The 26,712-nt window shown below is 67.5% G+C and carries 25 protein-coding genes and 1 riboswitch; of the genes, 14 read left to right on the forward strand and 11 right to left on the reverse strand.

The features are described 5' to 3' along the window. The first annotated feature begins 23 nt into the window (after positions 1-23). Positions 24-1,532 carry an NAD-dependent succinate-semialdehyde dehydrogenase gene (locus J2X01_RS13800; RefSeq protein ID WP_310058302.1) on the forward strand — a complete coding sequence of 503 codons (1,509 nt, stop codon included), beginning with the start codon at positions 24-26 and terminating at the stop codon, positions 1,530-1,532. A 103-nt stretch (positions 1,533-1,635) separates the two neighbouring features. Here J2X01_RS13800 and J2X01_RS13805 read toward each other — a convergent pair whose 3' ends face one another. Further along, positions 1,636-2,007, reverse strand: coding sequence for a hypothetical protein (locus J2X01_RS13805; protein WP_310058304.1), 372 nt, complete (start codon positions 2,005-2,007; stop codon positions 1,636-1,638). Between the two features lie 399 nt (positions 2,008-2,406). Between J2X01_RS13805 and J2X01_RS13810 the strand changes: the two genes are divergently transcribed. The 3 genes from J2X01_RS13810 to J2X01_RS13820 all read left to right on the forward strand — a co-directional run bounded on the left by J2X01_RS13810 (position 2,407) and on the right by J2X01_RS13820 (position 6,004). Beyond that, positions 2,407-3,765: an NAD(P)H-dependent oxidoreductase gene (locus tag J2X01_RS13810; RefSeq protein WP_310058308.1), complete on the forward strand. Its 1,359-nt coding sequence runs from the start codon at positions 2,407-2,409 to the stop codon at positions 3,763-3,765. Between the two features lie 84 nt (positions 3,766-3,849). Beyond that, positions 3,850-4,575, forward strand: coding sequence for a FadR/GntR family transcriptional regulator (locus J2X01_RS13815; protein WP_310058311.1), 726 nt, complete (start codon positions 3,850-3,852; stop codon positions 4,573-4,575). A 103-nt stretch (positions 4,576-4,678) separates the two neighbouring features. Next, on the forward strand, positions 4,679-6,004 hold the full coding sequence (locus J2X01_RS13820) for an MFS transporter (RefSeq protein ID WP_310058314.1): 1,326 nt from the start codon (positions 4,679-4,681) through the stop codon (positions 6,002-6,004). Between the two features lie 44 nt (positions 6,005-6,048). Here the strand turns inward: J2X01_RS13820 and J2X01_RS13825 are convergent, their stop codons facing one another. From J2X01_RS13825 to J2X01_RS13850, 6 genes are all read right to left on the reverse strand, one after another. Next, entirely contained in the window at positions 6,049-6,477 is a 429-nt protein-coding gene (locus J2X01_RS13825; protein ID WP_310058317.1) for a heat shock protein transcriptional repressor HspR, read from the reverse strand. Positions 6,478-6,492: 15 nt separating this feature from the next. Then, positions 6,493-7,479, reverse strand: a complete 987-nt coding sequence (locus J2X01_RS13830) for a DnaJ C-terminal domain-containing protein (protein WP_310058319.1) — start codon at positions 7,477-7,479, stop codon at positions 6,493-6,495. A 178-nt stretch (positions 7,480-7,657) separates the two neighbouring features. Further along, positions 7,658-8,329 carry a nucleotide exchange factor GrpE gene (locus tag J2X01_RS13835; RefSeq protein WP_310058322.1) on the reverse strand — a complete coding sequence of 224 codons (672 nt, stop codon included), beginning with the start codon at positions 8,327-8,329 and terminating at the stop codon, positions 7,658-7,660. 2 nt (positions 8,330-8,331) lie between these two features. After that, a complete protein-coding gene (gene dnaK, locus J2X01_RS13840; protein WP_310058326.1) occupies positions 8,332-10,194 on the reverse strand; it encodes a molecular chaperone DnaK in 1,863 nt (620 codons plus the stop codon). Between the two features lie 258 nt (positions 10,195-10,452). Beyond that, complete coding sequence (locus J2X01_RS13845; protein WP_310058330.1) at positions 10,453-10,857, reverse strand: hypothetical protein; 405 nt, start codon at positions 10,855-10,857, stop codon at positions 10,453-10,455. Positions 10,858-11,010: 153 nt separating this feature from the next. Continuing rightward, positions 11,011-11,760, reverse strand: coding sequence for a TetR/AcrR family transcriptional regulator (locus tag J2X01_RS13850; RefSeq protein WP_310058334.1), 750 nt, complete (start codon positions 11,758-11,760; stop codon positions 11,011-11,013). Between the two features lie 173 nt (positions 11,761-11,933). On the opposite strand from J2X01_RS13850, the gene J2X01_RS13855 reads away from it, so the two are divergent. Further along, positions 11,934-12,890, forward strand: coding sequence for an NAD-dependent epimerase/dehydratase family protein (locus J2X01_RS13855; protein ID WP_310058337.1), 957 nt, complete (start codon positions 11,934-11,936; stop codon positions 12,888-12,890). A 25-nt stretch (positions 12,891-12,915) separates the two neighbouring features. Here the strand turns inward: J2X01_RS13855 and J2X01_RS13860 are convergent, their stop codons facing one another. Then, complete coding sequence (locus J2X01_RS13860) at positions 12,916-15,144, reverse strand: MMPL family transporter (protein WP_310058340.1); 2,229 nt, start codon at positions 15,142-15,144, stop codon at positions 12,916-12,918. 85 nt (positions 15,145-15,229) lie between these two features. Between J2X01_RS13860 and J2X01_RS13865 the strand changes: the two genes are divergently transcribed. Both J2X01_RS13865 and J2X01_RS13870 read left to right on the forward strand, forming a co-directional pair. After that, complete coding sequence (locus J2X01_RS13865; RefSeq protein ID WP_310058343.1) at positions 15,230-15,742, forward strand: MarR family winged helix-turn-helix transcriptional regulator; 513 nt, start codon at positions 15,230-15,232, stop codon at positions 15,740-15,742. Between the two features lie 35 nt (positions 15,743-15,777). Further along, positions 15,778-16,590 (forward strand): methyltransferase domain-containing protein, encoded by an 813-nt coding sequence (locus J2X01_RS13870; protein WP_310058345.1) that lies wholly within the window; start codon positions 15,778-15,780, stop codon positions 16,588-16,590. A gap of 30 nt (positions 16,591-16,620) precedes the next feature. Here J2X01_RS13870 and J2X01_RS13875 read toward each other — a convergent pair whose 3' ends face one another. Beyond that, complete coding sequence (locus J2X01_RS13875; protein WP_310058348.1) at positions 16,621-17,187, reverse strand: PKD domain-containing protein; 567 nt, start codon at positions 17,185-17,187, stop codon at positions 16,621-16,623. A 220-nt stretch (positions 17,188-17,407) separates the two neighbouring features. On the opposite strand from J2X01_RS13875, the gene J2X01_RS13880 reads away from it, so the two are divergent. From J2X01_RS13880 to pabB, 3 genes are all read left to right on the forward strand, one after another. Continuing rightward, positions 17,408-18,031, forward strand: coding sequence for a LysE family transporter (locus J2X01_RS13880; RefSeq protein ID WP_310058351.1), 624 nt, complete (start codon positions 17,408-17,410; stop codon positions 18,029-18,031). A gap of 131 nt (positions 18,032-18,162) precedes the next feature. Continuing rightward, entirely contained in the window at positions 18,163-18,732 is a 570-nt protein-coding gene (locus tag J2X01_RS13885; RefSeq protein WP_310058355.1) for a low molecular weight protein-tyrosine-phosphatase, read from the forward strand. After that, positions 18,729-20,798: an aminodeoxychorismate synthase component I gene (pabB, locus tag J2X01_RS13890; RefSeq protein ID WP_310058358.1), complete on the forward strand. Its 2,070-nt coding sequence runs from the start codon at positions 18,729-18,731 to the stop codon at positions 20,796-20,798. Before J2X01_RS13885 ends, pabB begins: the two co-directional genes overlap by 4 nt. 22 nt (positions 20,799-20,820) lie before the next feature. On the opposite strand, the gene cls is transcribed toward pabB, so the two are convergent. Further along, positions 20,821-22,296 carry a cardiolipin synthase gene (gene cls, locus J2X01_RS13895; protein WP_310058361.1) on the reverse strand — a complete coding sequence of 492 codons (1,476 nt, stop codon included), beginning with the start codon at positions 22,294-22,296 and terminating at the stop codon, positions 20,821-20,823. A gap of 93 nt (positions 22,297-22,389) precedes the next feature. Here cls and J2X01_RS13900 point away from each other — a divergent pair, with 93 nt between their 5' ends. The 4 genes from J2X01_RS13900 to J2X01_RS13915 all read left to right on the forward strand — a co-directional run bounded on the left by J2X01_RS13900 (position 22,390) and on the right by J2X01_RS13915 (position 25,492). Beyond that, positions 22,390-23,346, forward strand: coding sequence for an aminodeoxychorismate lyase (locus J2X01_RS13900; RefSeq protein WP_310058363.1), 957 nt, complete (start codon positions 22,390-22,392; stop codon positions 23,344-23,346). Positions 23,347-23,430: 84 nt separating this feature from the next. Beyond that, positions 23,431-23,545: riboswitch (SAM riboswitch) on the forward strand. A gap of 94 nt (positions 23,546-23,639) precedes the next feature. Continuing rightward, entirely contained in the window at positions 23,640-23,867 is a 228-nt protein-coding gene (locus tag J2X01_RS13905) for a DUF1737 domain-containing protein (protein WP_310058485.1), read from the forward strand. Continuing rightward, entirely contained in the window at positions 23,864-24,283 is a 420-nt protein-coding gene (locus tag J2X01_RS13910; RefSeq protein ID WP_310058365.1) for a rhodanese-like domain-containing protein, read from the forward strand. The genes J2X01_RS13905 and J2X01_RS13910 overlap by 4 nt, the downstream gene beginning before the upstream one ends. Then, entirely contained in the window at positions 24,284-25,492 is a 1,209-nt protein-coding gene (locus J2X01_RS13915) for an O-succinylhomoserine sulfhydrylase (RefSeq protein WP_310058367.1), read from the forward strand. Between the two features lie 32 nt (positions 25,493-25,524). On the opposite strand, the gene J2X01_RS13920 is transcribed toward J2X01_RS13915, so the two are convergent. Then, positions 25,525-26,712: an NAD(P)/FAD-dependent oxidoreductase gene (locus J2X01_RS13920; protein WP_310058369.1), complete on the reverse strand. Its 1,188-nt coding sequence runs from the start codon at positions 26,710-26,712 to the stop codon at positions 25,525-25,527.

Genomic DNA, 26,712 nt, shown 5'->3' on the forward strand with positions numbered 1-26,712 from the left:
GCTATTTGCTAAGGACTCCCCTCATGACTGTGACATCTGCTGCGATCACCCCTGCCGTCCCACCCGAGCGGGAGGCCGCGCTCCTCGCGTCCGTGCCGACCGGCTTGCTGATCGGCGGCCGGTGGCGGGACGCGTCCGACGGCGGCACGTTCGACGTCCATGACCCCGCCACCGGGGAGGTGCTGGCCACCCTCGCCTCGGCCACCAGCGCAGACGCCCTGGCCGCGCTCGACGCGGCCAACACGGTCCAGGCCTCGTGGGCCCGGACGGCGCCGCGGGAACGCGCCGAAATCCTGCGCCGCGCCTTTGATCTGGTCACCGCACGCGCCGAGGACTTCGCCCTGCTGATGACCCTGGAAATGGGCAAGCCGCTGGCCGAAGCCCGCGGCGAGGTGGCCTACGGCGCCGAATTCCTGCGCTGGTTCTCCGAAGAAACAGTCCGGGACTACGGCCGCTACCTCACCGCCCCCGAGGGCAAAAACAAGATCCTGGTCCAGCACAAACCGGTGGGCCCCTGCCTGCTGATCACGCCCTGGAACTTCCCGCTCGCGATGGCCACCCGCAAGGTCGCCCCCGCAGTCGCCGCAGGCTGCACCATGGTGCTCAAACCCGCCAAATTGACCCCGCTGACCGCCCAGCTGTTCGCGCAGACCATGCTGGACGCCGGCCTGCCCGCCGGGGTCCTGAACGTGGTCCCCTCCTCCAGCGCCGCCGGGATCTCCGGGCCCCTGCTGAAGGATTCACGGCTCCGCAAGGTCTCCTTCACCGGCTCCACCCCGGTGGGCAAACGCCTGATCGCCGACGCCGCCCAGAACGTGCTCCGCACCTCGATGGAACTCGGCGGGAACGCCCCGTTCATCGTGTTCGAGGACGCGGACCTGGACCAGGCCGTCGAGGGGGCCATGGCCGCGAAAATGCGCAACATGGGCGAGGCCTGCACCGCCGCGAACCGGTTCCTCGTCCAGGAATCCGTCGCGCAGGAGTTCACCCGGAAGTTCGCCGCGGCCATGGGCGCCCTCACCGTTGGCCGGGGCACCGACCCGGCCAGCCAGGTCGGGCCCCTGATCGACGCCGGCGCCCGCGACGACGTCCACGCACTCGTCACCGCCGCCGTCGACGCCGGCGCCACCGCCCTCACCGGCGGCGCCCCCGTGGACGGACCCGGCTACTTCTACCCACCCACCGTGCTCGCCAACGTGCCCAACGACGCGTCGATCCTCGGCCAGGAAATCTTCGGCCCGGTCGCCCCCGTGACGACCTTCGCCACGGAAGAGGACGCGGTCCGGCTCGCCAACGCCAGTGAATACGGTCTGGCGTCCTACCTGTACAGCCGCGACTTCAATCGGCTGCTGCGGGTGGCCGAACAGATCGAATTCGGCATGGTGGGCTTCAACGCCGGCGTCATCTCCAACGCCGCAGCACCCTTCGGCGGCGTCAAACAATCCGGGCTCGGCCGCGAAGGCGGAACCGAAGGCATCGCCGAATACACCACCACCCAGTACATCGGCATCGCCGACCCCTACGCCAAATAGGGGACGGCCCGCCGGGCCGCCACAGAACCACCACCGTCCGCAAATGGGCCTCCGCACGCAACAGTGCGGGGGCCCGTTCCGTTTGAAATCCTCATGGTCCGGGTCAGGCTGCGGCCGGAGCGGACACGGACCGGGAGGACGTCTGGTTCCGGAACCAGGTGGCCAGTTTCTTTCCCCTGCCCTTCCACCAGCTGTCCTCATCACCGCCGTGGTGCCACCGGAAGATCACCATCACCATCATGAAGACTCCGCCGGCAACGTCCTGCCACGTCCCGCTGGCGGCGTCGATCAGCACGCTGACCGCACAGATCAGGATCGAGGGCCAGGCGAGTGTAGTGAAGACGGTGTTTGCCACGTAGCGGCGGTGGGACCGCGGCACCGAGAGGGCCCGGACCATGTCGAAACAGACACACACGACGACGATTGCCTGGCCCAGCGACAACAGAATCGAACCCGTCAGAGATCCCGCGAACACGGCGAAAGCGTGGAGCCCGGAATTCATGGCCCGCCCGCGATCACTGCGGGCCCAGGCGCCGGTTTCCCCGGCGTCGTTGGATCAAACATGCGGTGCCCCCCGGCTGTCCTCGCTGCTCCGCTGGCTGTGGCGCCAGTCGTTCCTGCCAGGTTCATTCAAACGGCCGGGCGGGCTTGAAGTCACGCCCTCCCTGTACCTGTCTTTGCCGGCGAGGACTACCCATGGAGCAGTCGATGTACTCAGGTGCGGCAGGCCTGCTACGCGGATTCAAGAGGCAGGACCTCTTCACGCCAAACGTGATGGTTGACACATCCCGGCACGAATGTCATGGTTTAACAACAGATGGTCAGACCAACTGACCGGAACGTGTACCAGCCAAACTTACGAGGAAGTAGCCCCATGAATCTCTACTCGCTGATGCAGAAGCGAACCGCGGCGCAAGGACCCATCCGGGTCGGTGTCATCGGAGCCGGAAAGTTCGCCTCCATGTTCCTCACCCAGGCCCTCAACACCGAGGAGATCCACGTCGTCGGCGTCGCCGATATCGACGTGCCGAAGGCGCGAGGCGCCCTCCAGCGCACGGGCTGGCCCGCCGACCGCTATGCGGCCAAGAACTTCGCAGAAGCCCTCCGCAACGGAACCACCTACGTCACCGAAAGCTCCGCCGAGCTCATCCAGCTCCCGCAGGTCGAGGTCATCCTGGAGGTCACCGGCAACCCGATCGTCGGGACAGCGCACGCCGTGCAAAGCATCGACAACGGCAAGCACATCATCATGGTCAACGTCGAGGCCGACTGCATGGTGGGCCCGATCCTGCAGCGCAGGGCCGAAGCTGCCGGAGTCGTCTACTCCATGGCCTACGGCGACCAGCCCGCCCTGATCTGCGAAATGGTCGACTGGTGCCGCACGGTGGGCTTCGACATCGTCGCCGCCGGCAAGGGCACCAAGTACCTGCCCGAATACAACTACTCCACGCCGGACACCGTCTGGAACTACTACGGCTTCAGCGATGCGCAGCTCGCGTCCGGGGACTTTAACCCCAAGATGTTCAATTCGTTCCTGGACGGCACCAAATCGGCCATTGAAATGGCGGCCGTCGCGAACGGCACGGGGCTCACCCCACAGGATGAAGGCCTCTTCTTTCCGCCGGCCGGGGTGGACGACCTTCCGAACATCTACCGCGAGAAGTCGGTCGGCGGCATCCTGACCCGGCGCGGCACCGTGGAAATTGCCTCAAGCCTGAACCGTGATGGAACCGAAGTGGAGCGCGATCTCCGCTGGGGCGTCTACGTCACCTTCGAGGCGAAGACAGACTACGCGGCGCAGTGCTTTGCCGAGTACGGGGTGAAGACCGACTCGACCGGGCGCTACGGCTCGCTGTACCGTCCGTACCACATGATCGGGCTGGAGCTGGGGGTCAGCATCGCCTCCGCGGTCCTTCGCGGCGAAGCCACCGGCTCGCCTACCGGTTTCCGCGGAGACGTCATGACCACTGCCAAGAAGGACCTCAAAGCCGGCGAAACGCTGGACGGGGAAGGCGGCTACACCGCCTTTGGGAAACTGGCCCCGGCCAGGATCTCGCTCGAACGTAACGCCCTGCCTCTTGGCCTCGCCCATGGCATGAAGCTCAAGCGCGACGTCCCCAAAGACGGAACAGTTTCGTGGGACGACATTGATGCTGACGAAACCCTCCTCGCCGTCCAGATCCGGCGGGAACTTGAGAGCGAATTCCGCGCCGAATTGCTCCTGAGCACCTAGGTCAGACCGTCAGGCCAACAACTACGATGGAAGGGCAGCCCGTCGGCAGCACGCTGACGGCAGGAAATCGAGGAGGTGGTCGGTATGACGGCAGAAGCATGGGAACCCGTACAACGGATCCGGACATACGAACAAGTGATGGCCCAGATCGAGGAGCGGATTCTCGATGGCCGGCTAAAGGCCGGCGACAAGCTGCCCAGCGAGCGGGACCTGGCCGTGTTGCTGGGGGTATCCAGGCCGTCCTTGAGGGAATCCCTCCGGGTCCTGGAGGCCCTGGGCATCGTGGATATCCGCCCAGGTGGCGGGGCTGAAGGAGGAGCCGTCCTCGTGGGCGAGCCGGGATCCGGCTTCGTCAACCTGCTGAAACTCCAGCTGGCGCTGGGACAGTTCGACCAGACCGATGTACTCGAAACCCGCATCGCATTGGAGACGTGGTGCTGCGAGGAAGCCGCTGGACGGGCGACCGAGCAGGACCACAGGGACCTCGGACTGATCCTGGACCGGATGGACGACCCGGACATCACGACGGCCGAGTTCAACCGGCTGGACGCAGCCTTCCACGTCCGGATCGCCGAGTCGACGGGCAATTCCTTGACCTCACACCTGATGGGGTCACTCAGGATCGCCATCAACCGGCAAATGATCGAAGCATATGCCCGGCTGGAGAACTGGAAAGAAACGGCCACCGTGGTGCGCCGCGAACACCGGGAAATCCTCGATGCCGTTCAACGCCGGGATCCGGCCGCGGCCAGGCAGTCCGTAGGTGACCACATTCGCAGCTTTTACAACATAGGAAACGTCGGGGCCTGAACCAGCCTCGTGACGCCGGAGGACCGGCTTCATCTGGTACAGCGTCTGCGGCAAGCAGGGCAGGGAGAATCCCGGCCCTATATCGAAGGAGATATGGACGCACATGAGCGCTCTTACGCAATCACACGCCAAGCAGGCCGAGCAGGGCTCGCCGGACAAACTCAAGGTCGCGATCGGCAGCGCCGTCGGAACCACCATCGAGAACTATGACTTTCTCGCCTACGGAACGGCCGCCGCGCTTTACTTCGGCACCGCGTTCTTTCCCGGCCAAGACCCCGTGGCCGCGACCCTGCTGGCGTTCGCCACCCTCGCCGTGGGCTTTGCCATGCGGCCGCTGGGCGGACTGATCGGCGGCTACCTCGGCGACAAGTACGGTCGGAAGCCGGTCCTGGTCGGCGCGCTGCTGGTGATGGGATTTGCCACGTTCCTGATCGGCGTCCTGCCCACCTACCAGCAGGTGGGTGTCCTGGCCCCCATCCTTCTGGTTGCGATCCGCATCATCCAGGGTCTGGCCTTCGGCGCCGAATGGGGAGGCGCCATCATGATGACCTTTGAGCATGCTCCATGGCGGCAGCGCGGCCGCTACACCGGCATCCCGCAGGCAGGTGTCCCGCTTGGTCTGCTGCTGGCCAACCTCGTCTTCCTTGCCACCACCGGGTGGAACAACGAATGGTCCTGGCGCGTGCCGTTCCTCGCCAGCTCCATCCTGATCATTGCCGGCATCATCATCCGCATGAAGGTCAGCGAATCCCCCGAGTTCGAGGAAACGAAAGCCAAAGGCGAACTCGTCAAGAATCCGCTCCTGACCGTCATCAAGAATGACTGGCGCACCATCCTTCGGGTCATCGGCCTGCGGCTGGCAGAATCCGGCGGCTTCTACGTCATCGTCACCTACCTGCTCTCCTACATCGTCGCCAACAAGCTGGTGGACCGCCAGACGGGACTGACCGGTCTGGTACTCGCCGCAGCATTGGGCGTGGTGACCACCATCCTCTGGGGCCGACTCACGGACAGCATCGGACGCCGCAAGCTCTACATCATCGGATCTGCCGGCATCATTCTCTTCGGCGTCCCGATGTTCCTCATGGTCAACACCGGCGTCCCATTCCTGGTTATCCTCGTGTACATCATCGGGCTGCCGGTCCTCCACGACATGCTCGCCGGTTCCCAGGGCGCCTGGTTCTCCGAGCTGTTCCCCGCCAACACCCGGACCTCCGGCGCATCCATCGGATACCAGTTCTCGGCCGCCATATCAGGCTTCATCCCCCTGATCGCAGCAGCCACGGCAGCCGCCTGGGGCTGGAGCGGCGTGTCAATCGTCTACATGGCGTGCGGAGCCATCGGGCTCATCGCAGCCCTCGTCACCCGGGAAACCTGGGGAAAGCGCGAACGCGCCGCCGTCGACGAGCTCATTACGGAAGGCAAGTAACGCAACAGTGCCCGGGGCCAAAGGTCCCGGGCACTGCCTTGTCTTCACTCGCTGTTCCGCGGCCTCCACACGACGACGGCCTGGGAACGGGCCCGGGGCCGCTTGCCGCGGGCCAGGCTGACCACGTCGCCCGCAGTGCCGGCCGCGAAGATGCGTGACTCCAGGCTGCGGGGGCGACGGTCGAGCTCTTCACTCAGTTCCGTGACGCGCCGCTGCAGCGCGGCGACCTGGTTCTCCAGCTGGAGGATCCGTTTGATGCCTTCCAGCGAGACGCCCTCGTGCGAGAGCCGCTGCACCTCGCGGAGCACGTTGATGTCCCGCTGCGAATAGCGGCGGGACTTGCCGGGCGCCCGGCTCGGCGAGACAATCCCCAGGCGGTCGTACTGCCGCAGCGTCTGGGGGTGCATCTCCGCCAGCTGGGCGGCGACGGAGATCACGAAGATCGGCTGGTCGAAGTCGAACTCGATGGCCATGGCAGGCGTCCGTTCCTAGAGCCGGGCCTTGGCTGCCAGTTCGGCGCGGACGTCCTCACCGGAGGTGGCCGCGGCGAAGGCCTTGACGGCTTCCTCGGCTTCCTTGTTCAGCTTCCTTGGGACGGCAACGTCGATGGTCACCAGCAGGTCACCGGTGGCCTTCGAGTGCTTGACGCCGCGGCCCTTGACGCGGAGCGTGCGGCCCGACGGGGTGCCGGCCGGGACACGTACCCGGACCTTGTCGCCGTCGATGGTCGGAACCTCGATGTCGGCGCCCAGGGCTGCCTCCGGGAAGGTGACCGGGACGTGGATGCGCAGGTTGTCACCGTCGCGGACGTAGAAATCGTGGGGTTTCACCGAGACCGTGACCATCAGGTCCCCGTTGCCGGCCGGACCGTACTGGCCCTTGCCGCGGACCCGGACCTTCTGCCCATCCTTGATGCCGGCCGGAACGCGCACGTCGATGACTTCCCCGTCCGGTTCACGCAGGCCGATGGTGGTGCCGCGGATGGATCCGGCGAAGGAAATGGACGTCGACGCCGTCCGGTCCGCACCCTTTTGCGGTGCTCGCTGGAAGGACTGGCCGCCCCCGCCGAAGCCGCCGCCACCGCCGAAGAGGTCGGCGAACTCCGGGGGAATGCCGCCGGACGTGCTGTAGCCGCCGGAGTGGCGTCCCCCGCCGCCGGTGAACAACCCGCCAAAGAGATCCTCGAAGCCAGCCCCGCCGCCGGCCCCGCCACCGGCGCCCCCGGGTGCGAACCGTGCACCACCCATGGCCCGGATAGCGTCATACTGCTGCCGCTCATCGGGGTCGGAGAGCACGGAATAGGCCTCGGAGATGTCCTTGAACTTCCGCTCCGAAGCGGCGTTGCCGGCATTGGTGTCCGGGTGGTGCTGCCGCGCGAGCTTCCGGTAGGCCTTTTTGATATCGGCGTCGGAAGCGTCCTTGGCGATTCCAAGGATCTTGTAAAAGTCCTTGTCCACCCAGTCCTGGCTAGCCAATGGCGTTTCCTTTCAAAGTACAAGAGATAAGGCGAGACTACCGCTGAACGCCGAAGCGGATGAGGGGGCCCGGGAGTGGCATCGGGCCTGCCGAAGCGTGGCGGCTGTGGTCCGCAGGACCATGGCCGCCACGCGTAGGGGCGGGGCCCCCTCATCCGCGAAGGCGTGGAGGGTACTGCTACGCCGGGACAGCCACGATGACCTGTGCCGCACGAAGGACCCGGTCACCGGACTTGTAGCCCGAGCGCAGGACCTGGCTGACGGTGTCGATCTCGACATCCGGGCCGGGCTGCTGGATGAGGGCCTCGTGGATCGTGGGGTCGAACTCCACGCCCGTCTCGGAGATGCGCTCCAGGCCGTACGTCTTCAGCGCGTTCTCCAGCTTGGCGGCGATCGCGGCGAACGGCCCGTCCGTGAGGTCCCCGTGCTGGCGGGCTGCGTCGACGTCGTCCAGTACCGGGAGCAGGGAGTTCATGACGCCGATGACGGCCATCTCCCCTGCCACGGCACGGTCGCGTTCGACCCGCTTGCGGTAGTTGACGTACTCGGCCTGCAGACGGCGAAGGTCATTCCTGAGCTCCTCCGCCTCCGCCCCTTCGGCACCCTGGGCCACGGACTCCGCGGCCGGGACCTCAACACTGTTGAGGATGTCCTCCGCCTGTGACAGCGCGTCTCCGGAACCAGCGTCCCCTGCGGCGCGCTCCTGGTCGGGGTGGCGGGCCTGGCCGGTCTTCGGATCAACCTTGCGGTTGTCGTGGATGATCGGCTTCTGCGGCTCGTTCTCCCGCTGTTCGGCGTCGCGGCGGCTCTCGGAAGAACCGTGCTCTTCTTCGTTACCGTGATGCGGCATGGTTACTTCTTCTCGTCTTCGTCAACGATCTCGGCGTCGACGATGTCCTCGTCGGCTCCGGCTGCCTTCTCACCCGCGGGAGCACCCTGGGCGCCGGTGGCGCCGTCCGGGGAACCGGCCTGCGCGTAAATGGCCTCACCGAGCTTGCTCTGGGAAGCCTGCAGCTTCTCAAACGCGGTCTTCACCGCTGCGTCGTCGGTGCCCTCGAGGGCGGCCTTGAGGGCGTCGACGTCGGCCTTGACCTCGGTCTTGACCTCTTCGGGCAGCTTGTCGGCGTTGTCGGCGATCAGCTTGTCCACGGAGTAGGCAAGCTGCTCGGCAGTGTTGCGGGTGTCGGCTGCTTCGCGGCGGGCCTTGTCCTCTGCTGCGTGCTCCTCGGCGTCCTTGACCATCCGGTCGATGTCTTCCTTGGAGAGGCTGGAACCGCCCGTGATGGTCATGGACTGTTCCTTGCCGGTGCCCTTGTCCTTCGCGGAGACGTGCACGATGCCGTTGGCGTCGATGTCGAAGGTGACCTCGACCTGCGGGACGCCGCGAGGAGCCGGAGCGATCCCGGTCAGCTCGAAGGTGCCCAGCGGCTTGTTGTCGCGGGTGAACTCGCGCTCGCCCTGGAAGACCTGGATGGCCACGGACGGCTGGTTGTCATCCGCCGTCGTGAAGGTCTCGGAGCGCTTGGTCGGGATGGCCGTGTTGCGCTCGATCAGGTGCGTCATGATGCCGCCCTTGGTTTCGATGCCCAGGGAGAGCGGGGTGACGTCGATCAGGAGGACGTCCTTGCGCTCGCCCTTCAGGACACCGGCCTGCAGTGCGGCGCCGACGGCGACAACCTCATCCGGGTTGACGCCCTTGTTCGGCTCCTTGCCGCCGGCGAGTTCCTTGACCAGGTCGTAGACGGCCGGCATACGCGTGGAGCCGCCGACGAGCACGATGTGGTCGATCTGGGAAAGCTGGATGCCGGCTTCCTTGATGACGTCGTGGAACGGCTTCTTGGTGCGCTCGAGCAGGTCCTTGGTGAGGTCCTGGAATTTGGCGCGGGTGAGCTGCTCGTCCAAGTGCACGGGGCCGTCGGGGGTGACGGAGAGGTACTGCAGGGAGACGTTGGTGCTGGAGGAGGAGGACAGTTCCTTCTTGGCCTGCTCGGCTGCCTCACGCAGGCGCTGCAGGGCGATCTTGTCCTTGGAAAGGTCGATGCCCTTGACCTTGAGCTGGTTCAGCAGGTAGTTGACGACACGCTGGTCCCAGTCGTCGCCACCGAGGCGGTTGTCGCCGGCGGTGGAGCGGACCTGGATCGTGGAGAAGTCGTCTTCATCCTTGCCCACTTCGAGCAGGGAGACGTCGAAGGTTCCGCCGCCGAGGTCGAAGACGAGGATGAGCTCGTCTTCCTTGCCCTTGTCCAGGCCGTAGGCCAGGGCGGCCGCGGTGGGCTCGTTGACAATGCGGAGGACCTTGAGGCCCGCGATTTCGCCGGCTTCCTTGGTGGCCTGGCGCTCGGCGTCGTTGAAGTACGCGGGGACCGTAATCACGGCGTCGGTAACTTTTTCACCCAGGTAGGACTCGGCGTCGTTCTTAAGCTTCATGAGGATACGGGCGGAGATTTCCTGCGCTGTGTACTTCTTGTCGTCAATGGCGACGCTCCAGTCGGTGCCCATGTGGCGCTTGACTGAAGCGATGGTGCGGTCAATGTTGTTGACGGCCTGGCGCTTGGCGATTTCGCCAACCAGCACTTCGCCGGACTTGGAGAATGCAACAACCGACGGCGTGGTGCGGCCACCCTCGGCGTTGGCAATGACGGTGGGCTCGCCGCCTTCGAGAACTGAGACGACGGAGTTGGTTGTTCCGAGGTCAATACCTACTGCACGTGACATGTGGTGCTTCCTTCTTTTCTGGGAAACTTGCGGGGCTGCTGCGGACCCAAGGAATCCGAGCGTGATTGAGTGATCTGCACTCAACTTTACTCAGGCCCCGAACAAAGTCAATCCAAAGTTGAGTGCAACGCGCTCAACTTTGGATTCCGGAGTGACGCCTGGCCGATCCCGGGCACCGTTCCTTCCCGGAATTCCGGGCGTTTTCAGGCAGCACTAAGCCCGGCACCTGCCCTGTTCGCTGATCGCGAAGTCGGTCGCCTAGCGGTCCCCGCGCCCCGCATCGCCGGAGGAGTCGTCCCGTGCGGGGGGTTGCCCGGCCACCCTTCCGGGGGCCCGCCGGGCTCCGGCGTCGCCCGCCGCGCCCGCGTCGCCATAGTCTCCCTCGGGATACTCGCCCTCTTCGACGGCGGCGGGCGGCGCACCGGTTACGCCCGCCGCACCAAAGTCGCCCTCCGGATAATCGCCTTCTTCGACGCCGACGGCGGTGGTGCCACTGACGCCAGCCGCACCGTAGTCGCCGGTGGCATATTCGCCCTCTTCCGCCTCGGGCGGATTCTCCCCGGCAGTGCCCGCCGGGCCATAGTCGCCCTCGACGTACTGGCCCTCGGCGGCGGTGTCTTCGGGTTCCGCCGCAGTCTGGTCAGACTCGTTGTTTTCGGACATGGTTGGATCCTTCCTGGAAGCTTCGGCGCGCCCAGGCAGGCGCAGGGGCAGTCTATCGAGCGCCGCGGGGAGACAACAGAGGGGACGGAAACGCCGGACCTTGGACTGTTCCGGGCAGCACCGCACGGCTGTTCCGGGCAGCACCAGGGCCCGTCAGCCGGCCCGGCGCCCGGCCGGCCGAAGGCCTGCGAGATCCCCCAGTACGGCCAGATGGTGGGCGAACAGCTCATCCGCGGCAGCGAAGGTGCCGGCGCCGTACTGGCCGAACACTTCGAAGCTGATGGCACCGAACAGCGAGGTCCACACAAGCGCGCCGCGCGCCAGCAGCGGGTCCGGCACCGCCAGTCCCATCTGGCTGCGGATGCGTTCCAGGTCGGCGGCGAGCGGCGCGGCGACGGTCGCGTGGCCGCCGGGTGCCGCCAGGTGTCCTGCACGGTAGGCGCCGTCGAGGAGTGCCACCAGGGCGTAGACGACACGCGTGCCCGGTCCCGTGGTCCGCTCGACCGGCGCCCGATATCCCGGCACGGGGCTTCCGAACAGGAGACCGTAGCGGGCCGGCTCGCGCAGCGCCCAGCGCCGCACGGCGACACCCAGGGCGCGGAACTGTCCGGCAAAATCAGCCGCGGGCAGGGCAGCCACTGCGGCGTCAACTTCGTCGCCGAGTTCGTTGTAGGCGTCGATGAGCAGCAGGGTCAGCAACTCCTCGCGGTTCTCCACATACCGGTAGACCGCCGAGGAAACGACGCCGAGATCGCGGGCCACGGCGCGGAGGGACAGTGCAGCGGCCCCATGCAGCGCCAGATGCTCCCGGCCAAGACGCACAATGTCCTCGATGGTCCGGGCGCGGGCACGCTGCCGGGGCGTGGGCGGCTTCACTGGCGGGGTGCTGGCGGTCTGCGGCATGATTCCAGCATTCCACAAAGCAGAGCAGTGTCAACAAATGTGAGCACCGCTCTTGACTTACGTCGGAACCGGGGGCATCCTGAATTCGGAGAGCACCGCTCTCAACGACGTGACCCGGCGTCGGCGGGCACAAGCCCGAGCACCCGATTCAAACCAGCGAGAGCGAGAACACCATGTCCCAGTCCCCCGAGTCCCCGGCGGAGGCCGTGTATGTTGTCACCGGCGCAGGACCTGTCGGCTGGACGGTTGCCGAGCAACTGGCCGCGGCGGGCCACCGGGTGCGGGTGCTCACCCGGTCCGGCAGCGGGCCCGACCACCCCCGGATCGAGAAGAAGGCCGTGGACGTGTCCGACCCGTCGCAGCTCGGCGAGCCTTTCCGCGACGCCAGCGCCGTTTTCCACTGCATCCACGGCTCGCAGTACAGCGCCAGGACCTGGTCGGAGGAACTCCCCGGCGCCGAGCAGTCGGTGCTTGCGGCGGCGGGCGAGGCCGGCGCCGTCGTCGTATTTCCGGAAAGCCTGTACTCCTACAGCGAACCGGACCGGCCGATGACCGAGGCGGGGCCGCGGGATGCCCGCGGGGGCAAGCGGGGTGTGCGCACGGCGCTGCTGAAGGCCCGCGCCGCGTCCGCTACGGACACCGTGAGTGTCGTGGCGAGCGATTTCTTCGGTCCCAGGGTGCGCCTCTCGCATGCCGGCGAGCGCATGCTGAAGCCGGTCCGGGCGGGCAAATCCCTCATGGTGGTCGGCAACACGGGGCTGCCACACTCTTTCACGTATGTGCCGGATCTGGCCGCCGCCATGATCGCGGCCGCGCAGGATCCCGCCCTCTGGAACCGGGTGTGGCATACGCCAACCGGCCCCGCGCTGAGCCAGCGTCAGATCGCCGAAGCGTTCGCCGCCGCTGCCGGAGCCCGGACACCGCGGGTGGCCGCCGTCCCCGGCTGGGTGCTGCGGACGATGGGCATGTTCTCCTCCGATTCCCGCGAACTGGCAGAAACCCTGTACCAGTTCGAGCGCCCGTTCGTGATGGACTCGCGCGCCAGCGAGCGGGCCCTGGGGCTGCACCCCACCCCGCTCAAAGCAGCAGCCGCCGCCACGGTTGCCTGGTGGGGGAACCAGGAGCAGTGACGACGGCTGCGACCAGGCGTGCCTGCTACCGGAGGCCCGCCTCCGCAGTTTCCGGCTCCGGAGCGGAGGGACGGGCACGGGGTGCGGCATCCGGCTCGGGACGTGCCACCTTGCTTGGCCACCAGATCCGCGGCCCGAGGTCGTAGGCGAGTGCCGGGACCAGCAGCGAGCGGACCAGGACGGTATCCAGCAGCACCCCGAAGGCCACAATGAAGGCCAGCTGCACCAGGAACATGATGGGGATGATGCCCAGGGCCGCGAAGGTGGCCGCGAGCACCACGCCGGCGGAGGTGATCACACCCCCCGTGACCCCCAGGCCGCGCAGGATGCCCGGCCGTGTGCCGTGCTTCAGGGATTCCTCCCGGACCCGGCTCATCAGGAAGATGTTGTAGTCCACGCCCAGGGCGACCAGGAAGACGAAGCCAAAGAGCGGAACGGTGGCATCGGCTCCCGGGAATCCGAAGACGTTGTTGAACACCACGGCAGAGACGCCCATCGCGGCGCCGTAGGACAGCACTACCGAGGCGACCAGCAACACCGGCGCCAGCACCGAGCGCAGCAGCAGCATCAGGATCACGAGAATCACGGCGAGGACCACCGGGATGATGGTGACGAGGTCACGCTGGGCCGTGGTGTTGGTGTCCAGCGCCGTCGCGGTTACGCCGCCAACGAGTGCGCCGTCGTCAATCTTCTTGAGGTCCTGGCGCAGGGCCACCACAACGTTTTCGGCCTCGTTGGAGTCCGCAGCGAAGTTCAACGTCGCATTGATCAGGACCTTCCCGTCCCGCACCGCCGGGGCTGCTGCCGGCGCCGCGGGGGCGCCGGAGGCAGCGGGTGCGCCGGTGACGATCGGTGCGCCGCCGTCGGCCAGCAGGTAGGCGTCCCCGACGCCGGCGGTCGCCGCGGTCTTGTCCAGCACCTCCTGGGCCTTCGCCGCGTCAACGACGATCACGGCGGGGCTGCCCGAGCCGGCGTCGAAGTGCCGGGCCAGGGCGTCCTGGCCGTCGACGGCGTTGGAGGCAGTGAGAATGACGTCGGTCTGCGGGACGCCGTTGGCCTTGAGCTGCAGGACGCCGGCGGAGGCGACCAGGAGCAATAGCACGGAGGTAGTCCAGACGGTCCTCGGACGGCGGGAAACGAGCGAGCCGGTGGCACGCCACAAGCCCTTCTGGCCCTCAAGCCCGGTGACGAGTTCAGGCCCGCGTCCTGCCTCCGGGAGCAGCTTGGGGCGGAAGGGCCAGAACGCGCCGCGGCCCAGCAGCGCCATCAGGGCGGGCAGCAGGGTCAATGCGGCGAAGAGCGAGCACAGGATGCCTGCTGCGGCCACCGGCCCGAGGGCCTTGTTGGAGTTGAGATCGGAGAAGAGCAGGCAGAGCAGGGCGATAATGACCGTGGCGCCGGAGGCAATGATCGGTTCCCAGGATTTTTTCCACGCCGTGAGCGCGGCGGCCGTGCGGTTGGTGGTGTGCGTCAGGGCTTCGCGGAACCGTGCCACGTAGAGCAGCGCGTAGTCCGTCGCGGCACCGATCACCAGGATGGACAGGATGCCCTGGCTTTGTCCGTTGAGCTGGATCCAGCCGAGCTTGGCCATGCCGAAGACCAACAGGATGGCGGCGCACAGGGCGAAGACCGAGGTAAACAGCACGGCGATCGGCAGCAGCAGGGATCGGTAAACGATCAACAGGATCACGAACACCGCGCCGAGGGCCACGAGCAGGAGGATGCCGTCAATGCCGGCGAAGGCGCTGACGAGGTCGGCCGCGAGCCCGGCCGGACCGGTCACGAAGGTCTGCATTCCCTCCGGAGCGGACGCCTGCACCTCGGCGCGAAGCTCCTTGATGACGTCCTTGACCGTGCTTGAGGAATCGATCGGAACCACAAACTGCACGGCGTGGGCATCCTCGGACGGGATGGGGCCGATCACGGTGCTGCCCGCGCCCAGTGCCTCAAGCCTGTCCTTGAGGGCTGCCGCCTCGCCGAGCTGGGACGGAGTGAAAGCGGAGTCGCTCTCAATGACGATGACGGCGGGGATCTCGTTGGAGTCCCGGAACTTCGCCTGCCAGTCCTGGGCCGCCGTGGCCTCTGCTCCGGACGGCAGGAAGGACGCCTGGTCGTTCGAGGAAACCTCGCTCAGCCGGCCGAAGGTGGGTCCGCCGATCCCGGCGATGGCCAGCCAGGTGAGGACGAGCAGCACGGGAACCAGCCAGCGCAGCCAGAAAGGGACGCGGGTACTGCCGAGCGGGGTCGTTTTCATGATTCCTTCTGGTGCAGGGCTTCGGAGGAGTAGAATTGAATCCATAATAGACTATCTCCATCATGGAGATAAAGGAAGGTGCACCGTGACAGTCGATCCGCCGCCACGCCCCGAATCTTCCGGACCGCCACCGCTGGTCCGGCTGCTGCAGGAGTTCAGCCTGGAGGCGAACCGCTACGCTGATTCCGCCGGCGGGCGCAATGACATGCACCGGACGGACCTTAATGCCCTGTCCGTGATCATGCAGCACGCCGCGAAGAACCAGGTTGTCACCCCCGGTGTACTCCGCAGGGAACTCCACCTGAGCTCACCCGCCACCACGGCCCTGATTGACCGGCTGCACAGCTCGGGCCACGTGGTCCGCGAACGGCAGGGCCCGGACCGGCGGCAGGTCCAGCTCCGGATGACTCCGAAGGCCTACCGCGACGGCGGCGCCATGTTCCAGCCTCTGGCCCGCCAGATGGCCGCAGCGATGGCCGAATTCACTCCGGAGGAACTGGAAGTCGCGACCCGGTTCATAACCTCGATGACCGAGGCGACAATGCGGGCCGGGCAGGAGGCGGCGCAGCAGGCGGCACCGCCAAAAACCGCACCCTGAGGCTATTTTCGCGGCCGGAGCGGTAGCGTTTCCTTATGAGTGAGCAGCCTGAAGATGTGTACACCCACGGCCACCACGAGTCGGTGGTTCGCGCCCATGCCTCGCGGACGGCGGAGAACTCCGCGGCCTTCGTGATTCCGTACCTCACCCCCGGGGTTTCGGTGCTCGACGTCGGCTGCGGGCCGGGCAGCATCACGTGTGATTTCGCCGGGCTGGTCTCGCCCGGGAAGGTCACCGGGCTGGACCGCTCGCCCGAAGTGATCAGCCAGGCGACCGCCCTCGCGGCCGAGCGCGGCCTGCAGAACGTCGGCTTTGTCGCCGGCAACATCTACGACCTCGACCTCGACGATGAAACGTTCGACGTCGTGCACGCCCACCAGGTGCTGCAGCACCTGACCGATCCTGTTGCCGCCCTGCGGGAGATGCGTCGCGTTGCCAAGCCTGGCGGGATCGTGGCGGTGCGCGACGCCGATTTCCACGGCATGAGCTGGTTCCCGGCCGTCCCCGAACTGGATGAGTGGATGGAGCTCTACCAGCGGATCGCCCGCCGCAACGGTGCCGAGCCCGACGCCGGCCGCCGGCTGGTTTCCTGGGCCCAGTCCGCCGGGTTCACCGATGTTTCCCCGACCAGCAGCAACTGGCTCTATGCCACCAACCAGCAGCGCCGCTGGCAGGCACGGGTCTGGGGTGAACGGGTGCTGCACTCGGCGTTCGCAGACCAGGCGCTCGAGTACGGCTTCGCCAACGCCGCCGACCTGGCCCGGATTTCAGCCGGCTGGCACCGCTGGGGCTCCACGGACGATGGCTGGTTCCTGATCCCCAACGGCGAGGTGATCGCAAGGGCCTGAGATGCTTCGACGCCGGAGCGGGTGCGGCGCCTAATCCGGCAGCGCCGGAAGCGTCACGCTGGCGGAGTCTCCCATGCCTTGATTCTCGGTGAATCCGACCACGCCGATCTCCACTTCCATGGCCCGGTGGACATCCGTCATGGTCGCGGTGCGCGCCTTGCCCTCCACCATTCCGGCCGGAAAGCCGTCCACGGTGAGTCCCCAGCGATAGGGCTCCGCACCGTCCGGCTCCCACGATACTTGGACGGTGCTGATGCCTCCGGAGTGGGCGGTCACCACGACCCTGACGTTGACCGGGGCGACGGGAAGCCCATCCCGGGGGCCCCTGCCGATATGGACCCCGGTCGACGCCGTCGACGAGCCTCCCGTGATGTGCGTGATCCGCACCGTGGCGGAGCCCTCGAATGCAGCAGCGTAGCTGTGGCTCGCGACCGGGAGCGGTCCCGCCTGGTCAATAACGCCGTCGCCGTCGAAGTCCCACTCATACTGGGCGATGTTGACCCCGCCGGGCAGCGACGCCGAGACATCGAAGGTGATCGTCTGGCCGGGCATGGCGTAGTAGTCCGGATTGGCGAACCGCGCCCCGGGGACAGCCACAGCCGCCTGGCTCGCTGCGCTTCCTGGATCCGCCGCAAACTGGGTCGCGGCGGCAGCCTGCGGCGTGACAGCCGCGCTGGCGGCGGTGGTCCGCGGGGCGGTTGCTGGCGGCCCGGCCCCTGGTATGGCGCAGGATGAGACGGCCAGCAGGATGGTCCCGGCAAGCAGCGTTCCGAAGCACCGGGGCAGGGGGCCGCACCCGCGGCCGTACACTGAATCAGTGCAACCCTCCCTGTGGCTGGCCCTGGCGGGCGCCGGCGTCCTGATCAGCTTCACGCCCGGTGCGGGCGCCATCAACACCATGAGCAACTCGCTGAACTCCGGTTTCCGGCGTTCCATCTGGGGGATCCTCGGCCAGCAGGCCGCGCTGGTCGTGCATATCGTGATCGTGGCCCTCGGCGTGGGGGTGCTGGTGGCCAGCTCACCGGTGGCTTTCAATGTGATCCGCTACGCCGGTGCCGCCTACCTTGTCTTCCTGGGCATCCAGCAGTTCCGGCACAAACCCGATCTGGACCAGGAGAAGGCTGCCGAGCTGCGAAACGAGCCGGCGTCGTCCATGTTCCGCCGCGGCCTGTGGGTGAACCTGTTGAATCCCAAGGCGATCGTCTTCTTCCTCGCCTTTATGCCGCAGTTCATCCGCCCGGAGAATCCGCTGGTGCCGCAATACCTGGTCCTGTCCGCCACGGTCATTGTGATCGACATCCTGGTGATGTGGTTCTTCTTCGCCGCCGCGGCAACGACCTTCCAGCGCTTCACCCACGATGCCCGCGGGCAGCGGATCCTCAACCGGACCTTCGGCGTGCTGTTTATGGCTGTCGGCGTCATGCTGGCCCTGATCCACTAACCGCCCTGCCCGGCCTTGCCAACCCGCCGCCGCCGCGTCATGACAAGTGTAAAATATCAGCATGACAATTCTTGTAATACCCGCGGCCCGAAAACTAGCCAACGGGTCCGGCATGATTCATGCTTAGCACTATGAGCCCAACCTCGAGCCAGTACCGGATCATCATGGTCTGTACCGGAAATATCTGCCGGTCGCCGATGGCCGAACTGATGCTGGCGGAGGCCATCGCCGCTGAGGGCCTGGCCGGCGCCGTCGTGGATTCAGCGGGAATCACGGCCTATGAAGTGGGCCGTCCCATTGACCCGCGGGCTGCCCGCAAACTCACCGCCACGGGCATTTCCTCGGACCGCCACGTTGCGCGCGAATGGCGGCCCGAATGGTTCCACCACCGCGAACTCATCCTGGCCCTCGACGTGGACCACTTCGGCTGGCTGCAGCAGGCGGCCCCGGACAGCGAGTCCCTGTCCAAGATCCGGATGCTCCGCAGTTTCGATCCGGTCGTCGCCGGCAGGGACGCTCTCGACCAAGGCATCGAAGACCCCTGGTACGGCGGCCACGCGGACTTCGACCTCACCTGGGACCTGATCCACGCCGCACTTCCCGGGATCGTGGCACACGTCCGGGCCGGGCTCGCCCAGCGTCGGGGGCCCAAGCTGCAACAGCCAGGCACAACAGGGCACCGGGTACGCTCTATTTCATGAGCCCCGCACCCGTCATCATCGCCATCGACGGACGATCCGGCGCCGGCAAGACCACCCTGGCGATCGAACTCGCGGCGCGGCTCCGAGAGCACCACAAGGTTTCCCTCTTTCATCTGGAGGACATCTATCCCGGCTGGAACGGCCTCGCGGCCGGCATTGAACGCTACGCCACAACAGTGCTGGCCCCGCTGCACCGCGGCCTGCCTGCCGAATGGGTCAGCTGGGACTGGGCGGCGCACTACGACGGCGACCCCCGCACCACCCAACCTGCCGAAATCGTCCTGGTGGAAGGTGTGGGCGCCGCCGCCGCCGCCGCCCGCCCCTTCCTGAGTGCGGTGATCTGGACCGAGGCGCCGGAACAGGACCGGCGCAGCAGGGCCCTGGCCCGCGACGGCGACAGCTATGAACCCTACTGGGACCAGTGGGCCGCCCAGGAGCAGGACTGGCTGGCTGAGGACGACGTTCCTGCCCATGCCGATGTCCGGGTGCTCAACCGGGCCGACGGCACCGCTCCGGCGGATGTGATGCAGGCCCTCCAGTACCTCCCGGCACTGTCCCCGGTGCTGCTCCCGGAACTTGCCGCCCGCCGCGGCCTGGAGGTCCGCGCGGAACGGCTCGACGGCACCCCGGACGCTGCCCGGCTGTTCGCGGCCCTCTTCGGCCGCTCAGCCAATGCCGTCTGGCTGGACTCCTCCCTGGACCCGCGGGACGCGGCGGCGGACGGCAGCACCGCGGCGGACCGGAGCCGCTTCAGCATCCTGGCGGACGACGGCGGCCCGTTCGGCCAGTCGGTCCGGCACAGTTCGGGCGAAACGCAGGTGAGCGTCGGCGACGCCGTGGTCCGGGCTGAAGGGCCGTTCTTCCGCTGGCTCGACGGGGTCTGGGGCCACCGCGCCCTCCGCGGCCCCGCGGACTACCCCTGCGAGTTCACCCTGGGCTGGCTCGGCTACCTGGGCTACGAGCTCAAACGCGAGACCGGCGGCAGCGACGTCACGGCGGAATCCCCGGACGCCTGCCTGCTGTTCGCCGGCCGGGCCGTCGTGCTGGACCATGTCAAGGGCACAGTCTGGCTGCTCGCCCTGGACACTGCCGACGCCGGGGACTGGCTGGAGACGGCGCGCACCGCCGCGGTCGAGGCCGGAAACGGGCAGCCGGCGGCGGCCGGCGGCAGCGGCGCCGTCGAACCTTCCGCCGCCCAGGCCCGTCCGGACTTTGGGGCGCGGGACTCGGAAGCCTCCTACAAGGCCAAAATCACCCAAGCCCAGCACGAGATCACGGAGGGAAACACCTACGAGGTCTGCCTGACCACCGCGCTGGCGGCCGAACTGCCCGCCGCCGCCCTGGCCCCGTTCCAGGCCTACGCGGCGCTGCGCCGGCGGAACCCGGCGCCGTTCGCCAGCTATCTGCACTTCGGGAACCTGACCGTGGCGAGCACCTCGCCGGAGCGTTTCCTGCGGATCGCGGCCGACGGCGGGATGCGCGCCGAGCCGATCAAGGGCACCCGGCACCGGGACCAGGACCCTGCCCGGGACGCGCTGCTGCGGCAGGAGCTTGAGTCCTCGCCGAAGGACCGGGCCGAGAACATCATGATCGTGGACCTGCTGCGCAACGATCTCAGCCACTTCGCCGTGCCCGGTTCGGTGTCGGTCAGCCGGCTTTGCGCGATCGAAAGCTATGCCACGGTGCACCAGATGGTGAGCACGATCGATGCCCGGCTCAGGCCCGGGATGCCCCGGGCCGAGGCCGTCGCCGCCTGTTTCCCCGCCGGCTCCATGACCGGCGCCCCCAAGGTCAGCACCATGGCCATCCTGGACCGGCTCGAGGGCGCACCCCGGGGGGTCTACTCCGGCGCGATCGGCTACTTCTCCCTCAACGGCGCGACAGATCTCGCCGTCGCCATCCGGACCCTCGTTCTCACCGAACTGGCCGGAGGCGGCACCGGGCTCAGCCTCGGCGTCGGCGGCGCGATCACGGCGGATTCCTCGCCGCAGGAGGAGTACGAGGAGATCCGGACCAAGGCCTTCGGTGTCCTCTCCGCCCTCGGCGCGGAGTTCCCGACCGGCTGACACCGGCACGCCGTCCCGGTGGCTACTGCAGGGTGGCCGTCAGCCGCGCGACGTTGTCCACGTATTTGACGCCCATCGGCCGCTTCATCCAGTCATCGAGCGTCAGTTCGCGCGAAATGCCCCGGTAGGTGTCCTCCACGGCGCTGATCCGTTCCACGATGTCCTCACCGAGGAGCATCACCGAGACCTCCAGGTTCAGCGAGAAGGAGCGCATGTCCATGTTGCTGGAGCCCAGCACGGCCACCTCGTTGTCGATCGTGAAGTGCTTGGCGTGCAGCACGAACGGGGCCTTGTACAGGTAGATCCGCACCCCGGCCTCCAGCAGCGCCTCGTAGTAGGACTGCTGGGCGTGGTGGACCAGGAACTGGTCGCCCTTTTCCGAGACAAAGAGTTCGACGTCGACGCCGCGCTGCGCCGCCGTCGTCACCGCATACAGCAGCGAATCATCCGGGACGAAGTAGGGGCTGCAGATCGAGAGCTTGTGCTGCGCCGAGTAGATGAGCGTGTTGAAGAGCCGCAGGTTGTTTTCGGTGATGAAGCCGGGGCCGCTGGGCACCACCTGGGCCGTGACGCTGCCGGCGTGCAGCTCGGGCCGGTGCGCCAGCTGGTCCTCCAGCGATTCGTCGGTCTCGCCGAGCCAGTCGGTGGCGAACACGACGTTGAGTGTGGTGACGATCGGCCCGCGCAGGCAGGCCATCAGCTCGACCCATTCCCGGCCGATCTTGCGGTGCCGCGGGTTGTTGTAGGAGGGCTCGATCAGGTTCTGCGAACCGGTGAACGCGACCTCGCCGTCGATCACCATGATCTTGCGGTGGTTGCGCAGGTCCGGCCGGCGCCACTGCCCCTGCAGCGGGTTCAGCGGCAGCATCGGCCGCCAACGGATCTTGCCGGCCTTAAGCCGGGCGATCAGCTTGCGGTAGCCCTTGATGCGCAGGGTCCCCAGGTGGTCGAACAGGAGGCGGACTTCGACGCCGCGCTCGGCGGCCTCTTCCATCGCGGTCAACAGATCGTCCGTGATGTGGTCCGAACTCAGGATGTAGAACTCGGCGTTGACGAAGGACTCGGCCTCACGGACGGCGGCGGCCATTGCCTTGATCGAGTCCGGGTAGCCGGGCAGGAGCTCGACGTGGTTGCCGTCCACCATCGGCAGCGAGCCCAGGGTCTTGTTCAGCTCGGCCGCGGAGGCCACCCATTCCGGGCCGTCGTAGCGGCTTTCCACCATCGCCAGTTCGGAGGTGCCGGCGCGCACCCGGGTGTTGACGGCGTCCTGCTGCGCCCGCCGCTTGCGGGAGAGCCGGAAGTTGCCAAACAGCAGGAACAGGACCAGGCCCAGGGCCGGGACGAAGAAGATGATCAAAAGCCAGGCCATGGCGGTGGTGGGGCGGCGGTTTCCGGGGATGATGCCGAGGGCCAGCACACGGATCGCGAGGTCAACCACGGTCAGAATCAGGATCACCCAGGACGGAAGCGATTCCGCCAGCGAAAATGGCCACAGCACAGGCGAACCCCTCAAGCTCCAGACCCGCGGAACAGTTCCGGAACGGGCACCCGTCAAATCCTAACCCGCGGCACGCCGCACTAAGCTGAAGCCATGACTTCTCCTGCCGCCGCGCCCGTACCGGTGCTGGTCTTCCTCGATCCCGCCTTCCACGACGGCCGGCTGGCCGACGCCACCAAGCCGCAGCTGATGGCGACGGACCAGGGTGCCACCCGCGGGGACGGTGTCTTCGAATCGCTGCTGGCCGTGGGCGGGAGCCCCCGCAAGCTCCAGGCGCACCTGAACCGGCTGGCCGGGTCCGCCCGGCTGCTGGAACTGGACATCCCGGCGGAGGAAGCCTGGCGCCGGGCGATCACGACGGCGGTCAGCGAATACCGGCGCGGGCACGTGCCGGGCGCCGCGACCAGCGATGACGACGAGCTCGTCGTCAAGCTCCTCGTGACCCGTGGCGTGGAAGGGGCGGCCACACCCACCTGCTGGGTCCAGGCCTCGGCCCCCGGACCGGCCGGCAGGCGGCAGCGCGAAACGGGAGTCGACGTCATCCTGCTGGACCGCGGCTACGACAGCGAAGTCGGGGAACGGGCCCCGTGGCTGCTGATGGGCGCCAAGACACTCTCCTATGCCGTCAACATGGCCGCACTCCGCTACGCGCATGCCCAGGGCGCAGACGACGTCATCTTCACCTCCGCGGACGGCCGCGTGCTGGAGGGCCCGACGTCGACCGTTTTGCTCGCGCACCTGGAGACGTCCGACGACGGGAGCGGCGGGGTCCGTACTGTTCGGCGGCTCATTACCCCCCAGCTCGACAGCGGGATCCTGCCCGGCACCTCGCAGGGTGCCCTGTTCGCCGCGGCCAAGGCCGCCGGCTGGGAGCTGGGCTACGGCCCGCTGGAGCCCCGGGACCTGTACGACGCCGACGCGGTCTGGCTGATCTCCAGCATCCGGCTGCTGGCGCCCGTCAATCACATCGACGGCAAGGAGATCGGCACCCCGGAGCTGCGCCGGCAACTCACGGCGGAGCTCAACGCGCTCTACGCCACGATCGAGTAACCACCCGCGTTGCCTGGCGGAGCGTTACTTAGCATGACGGCTGCTGCTCTGCGGGCCGGCGTCCCAGGTGTTACGTTTTTTGTGAGTAATGAGACCCGGCGCCAAGCCCTGACTGGCCGGTCGGCAACCCTCCCTTTCGCGGCGGGGTGCCTCAGGTGAATACTCGGCATATCGACCATTCGAGCTGCAAGCGTGAAAGAAGGAGATCCGTCGTGCCTGACGCGTCCGCCCCCGCTGTCCCCGTTACAGCGCCAGTCCCGTCCCTCGTAACCCCCGGTGCCGCCGAGGAGAAACTGGCGTACCGCCTGTTCACCGGCCCCGATGACCGCGCCTTCTGCGAGCGCGTCTCGGCCGCCCTGGCCGACGGCTATGTGCTGCACGGCAGCCCGGCCGCGACGTTCAACGGCAGCAGCGTCATCGTGTCCCAGGCCGTTGTCCTGCCGGCAGCCATCGCCAGCGCCGATGCCGCCGTCGCTAACGCAGTGGATGACCTTGAGTTCGACGGCGAGGGCCACGCGTGAGCTACGCCGGGGACCTCAGCCCGCACGAGGCCTGGGCGAAGCTTGCGGAGGGCGCCATCCTGGTGGACGTCCGCACCGAGGGCGAATGGGCCCACATCGGCATCCCGGACACCACATCCGCGGGCGGCAAGCGGAACGATCCGCTCTTCATCCAGTGGAATCTTGCCGGCGGCATCCCCAACGCGCGGTTCGTTGAACAGCTGAAACTCCAAGTCCCCGAAGGGGACGGCACCGAGCTGGTGTTCCTGTGCCGTTCGGGCGCAAGGTCCATCGCCGCAGCGACCGCCGCGACGGAGGCCGGATTCACCTCCTTCAACGTCCTGGAAGGCTTTGAAGGCGAACCGGACCGGTACGGCGAACGCACTGTCAACGGGTGGAAGAACCGCGGCCTGCCCGCCAACCCCGGGAAGCACTAAGTGGGCTTCAACCCTGACGCCGCCGGCTGGGGCGCCGACACCCAGGCGGTCCGCGGCGGGCTGGACCGCACCGGCTTCCAGGAAACGTCCGAGCCGATCTTCCTGAACTCCGGTTTCGTGTACGAATCCGCGGCCGCCGCGGAGCGCGCCTTCACCGGCGAGGACGAGCGGTTCGTGTACTCCCGCTACGGCAACCCCTCGGTGGCCACTTTCCAGGAACGGCTCCGGCTGCTCGAAGGCACCGAGGCCTGCTTTGCGACCGCCTCAGGCATGTCCGCGGTCTTCACCGCGCTCGGCGCCCTGCTGGCCGCCGGCGACCGGGTGGTCGCGGCCCGTTCGCTGTTCGGTTCGTGCTTCGTAATCCTCAACGAGATCCTTCCCCGCTGGGGTGTGGAGACGGTCTTCGTGGACGGCCCGGACCTGGCGCAGTGGCGGTCTGCGCTCTCGGAACCGACGACGGCAGTCTTCTTCGAGTCGCCGTCGAACCCGATGCAGGAAATCGTGGACGTCGCGGCCGTGAGCGAACTGGCGCACGCGGCCGGGGCGAGCGTCGTCGTCGACAATGTCTTTGCCACTCCCCTGCTGCAGCGCTGCGGGGAGCTCGGCGCGGATGTGATCGTGTATTCCGGGACCAAACACATCGACGGCCAGGGCCGCGTGCTCGGCGGCGCGATCCTGGGCACCAGGGAGTTCATCGAGGGCCCGGTCAAGCAGCTTATGCGACACACCGGCCCCGCGCTCTCGGCCTTCAACGCGTGGGTGCTGACCAAGGGGCTGGAGACCATGGCCCTGCGGGTGAACCACGCCTCCGCCTCGGCGCTGCGGCTGGCCGAATGGCTCGAGGAACAGCCCGCGGTCAACTGGGTCAAGTACCCGCTGCTGCGCTCCCATCCGCAGTTCGAGCTGGCCGCCCGGCAGATGAAGGCCGGCGGCACGGTGCTGACCTTCGAGCTGTCCCCGTCCGCCGGGCGTTCCGCGAAAGAGGCCGCCTTTGCGCTGCTGGATGCGCTGCGGATCATTGACATCTCCAACAATCTGGGTGATACGAAGTCCCTCATCACCCACCCCGCGACCACGACGCACCGCGCCATGGGCCCGGAGGGCCGGGCGGCGATCGGGCTGAGCGACGGCGTGGTGCGTCTCTCCGTGGGCCTGGAGGACCTCGATGATTTGATCCGCGACCTCGACCAGTCGCTCAAACAGGTCTAAGGCGGCCGGCGCCATTCCCCCTCCCGCTGACGTCAGGCAGCGGGCGATGCCAGTGCGGCAGCGGATTCGCTCAGACGCCGCAGCTTAGGAATTGGGATCCGTTTGTTGACCGCGACGGCGGTGCCCGAACCGTCCCGGTGGGACCAGCGCATGATGGCAGGTCCGTGGCGGGGATCGCCGTCGAGGAATTCGGGTGCACCGGCCAGGGGCAGGAAACCGCTCGCCTTCAGGCTGAGCCCGAACTGTTCGGTCCAGAAGTAGGGCTGGAAGTCCAGCTGCGGCGCGTCATCGCCCCGCACCAGCGCCAGCGCCGCGGCCTTGCTCTGCTCGATGGCGCTGGTCCACAGCGGAACACGGTGCAGGCCGCGCCTGGTCGGGAACGCGGCCACATCCCCCGCGGCGATGATGTCGGGCCGGACCCGCCCGCGGCTGTCGACTTCGAGCCGGCCGTTGGCCAGCAGACCGCTTGAGGCCAGCCACTCGATGTTGGGGGCATCCCCGACAGCACTGACCACGAGTTGGGCCGCGATGGTTGAACCGTCGGCGAGCACAACCAGCGTCTGCCCGCCGGCCGTGAGTCCACCGGTACTGCGCAGTTCGACCGCGTGGGACGGCGCCAGCCTGAGCCCCTGGCCGCGGGCAGCGGCCAGGAATACGTCGGACAGGTACGGACCCAGCGCTTTGGTCAGCGGACGATCACGCGCCACGAGGGTCACCTCGCAGCCCACGGACAGGCAGCCGGAGGCAATCTCCATCCCCAGGGCACCGCCGCCAATGACGACGACGGACGGCTTATGCACCAGCCGGCGGCGCAGCGCCAGCGCATCCTCAAGGTTGCGCAGTGTCAGTTCGTCGGCGCAGGGGTTGGCATTTGCGCCGCTGCCCAGGCGGCGTGCCCGGGAGCCGGTGGCGATGACCACGGCGTCGAACGGGAGGCCGCTGCCGTCCTCGAGGTGCACCACCTTCCGGTCGGCATCGAGCCGAGTCGCGCTGAGGCCCAGCATCTCCTGCGCCTCGTGGGTCGATGCAGGCAGCTGATGGGAGGTCATGTCTTCGGGGTCCAGGAGGGCAGCCTTGGACAGGGCGGGACGACTGTACGGCGCATGGTGCTCATCGCCGACGATGGTCAGTTCGCCGTCGAAACCGGCTGCCCGCAGGGAGTCGCCCGCGGTGAGCCCGGCGATGCCATTTCCGACGACGACGATGCGTTTCAGCCGCAT

The organism is Arthrobacter ginsengisoli (assembly GCF_031456935.1).
GTDB classification, from domain to species: Bacteria; Actinomycetota; Actinomycetes; order Actinomycetales; family Micrococcaceae; genus Arthrobacter; species Arthrobacter ginsengisoli.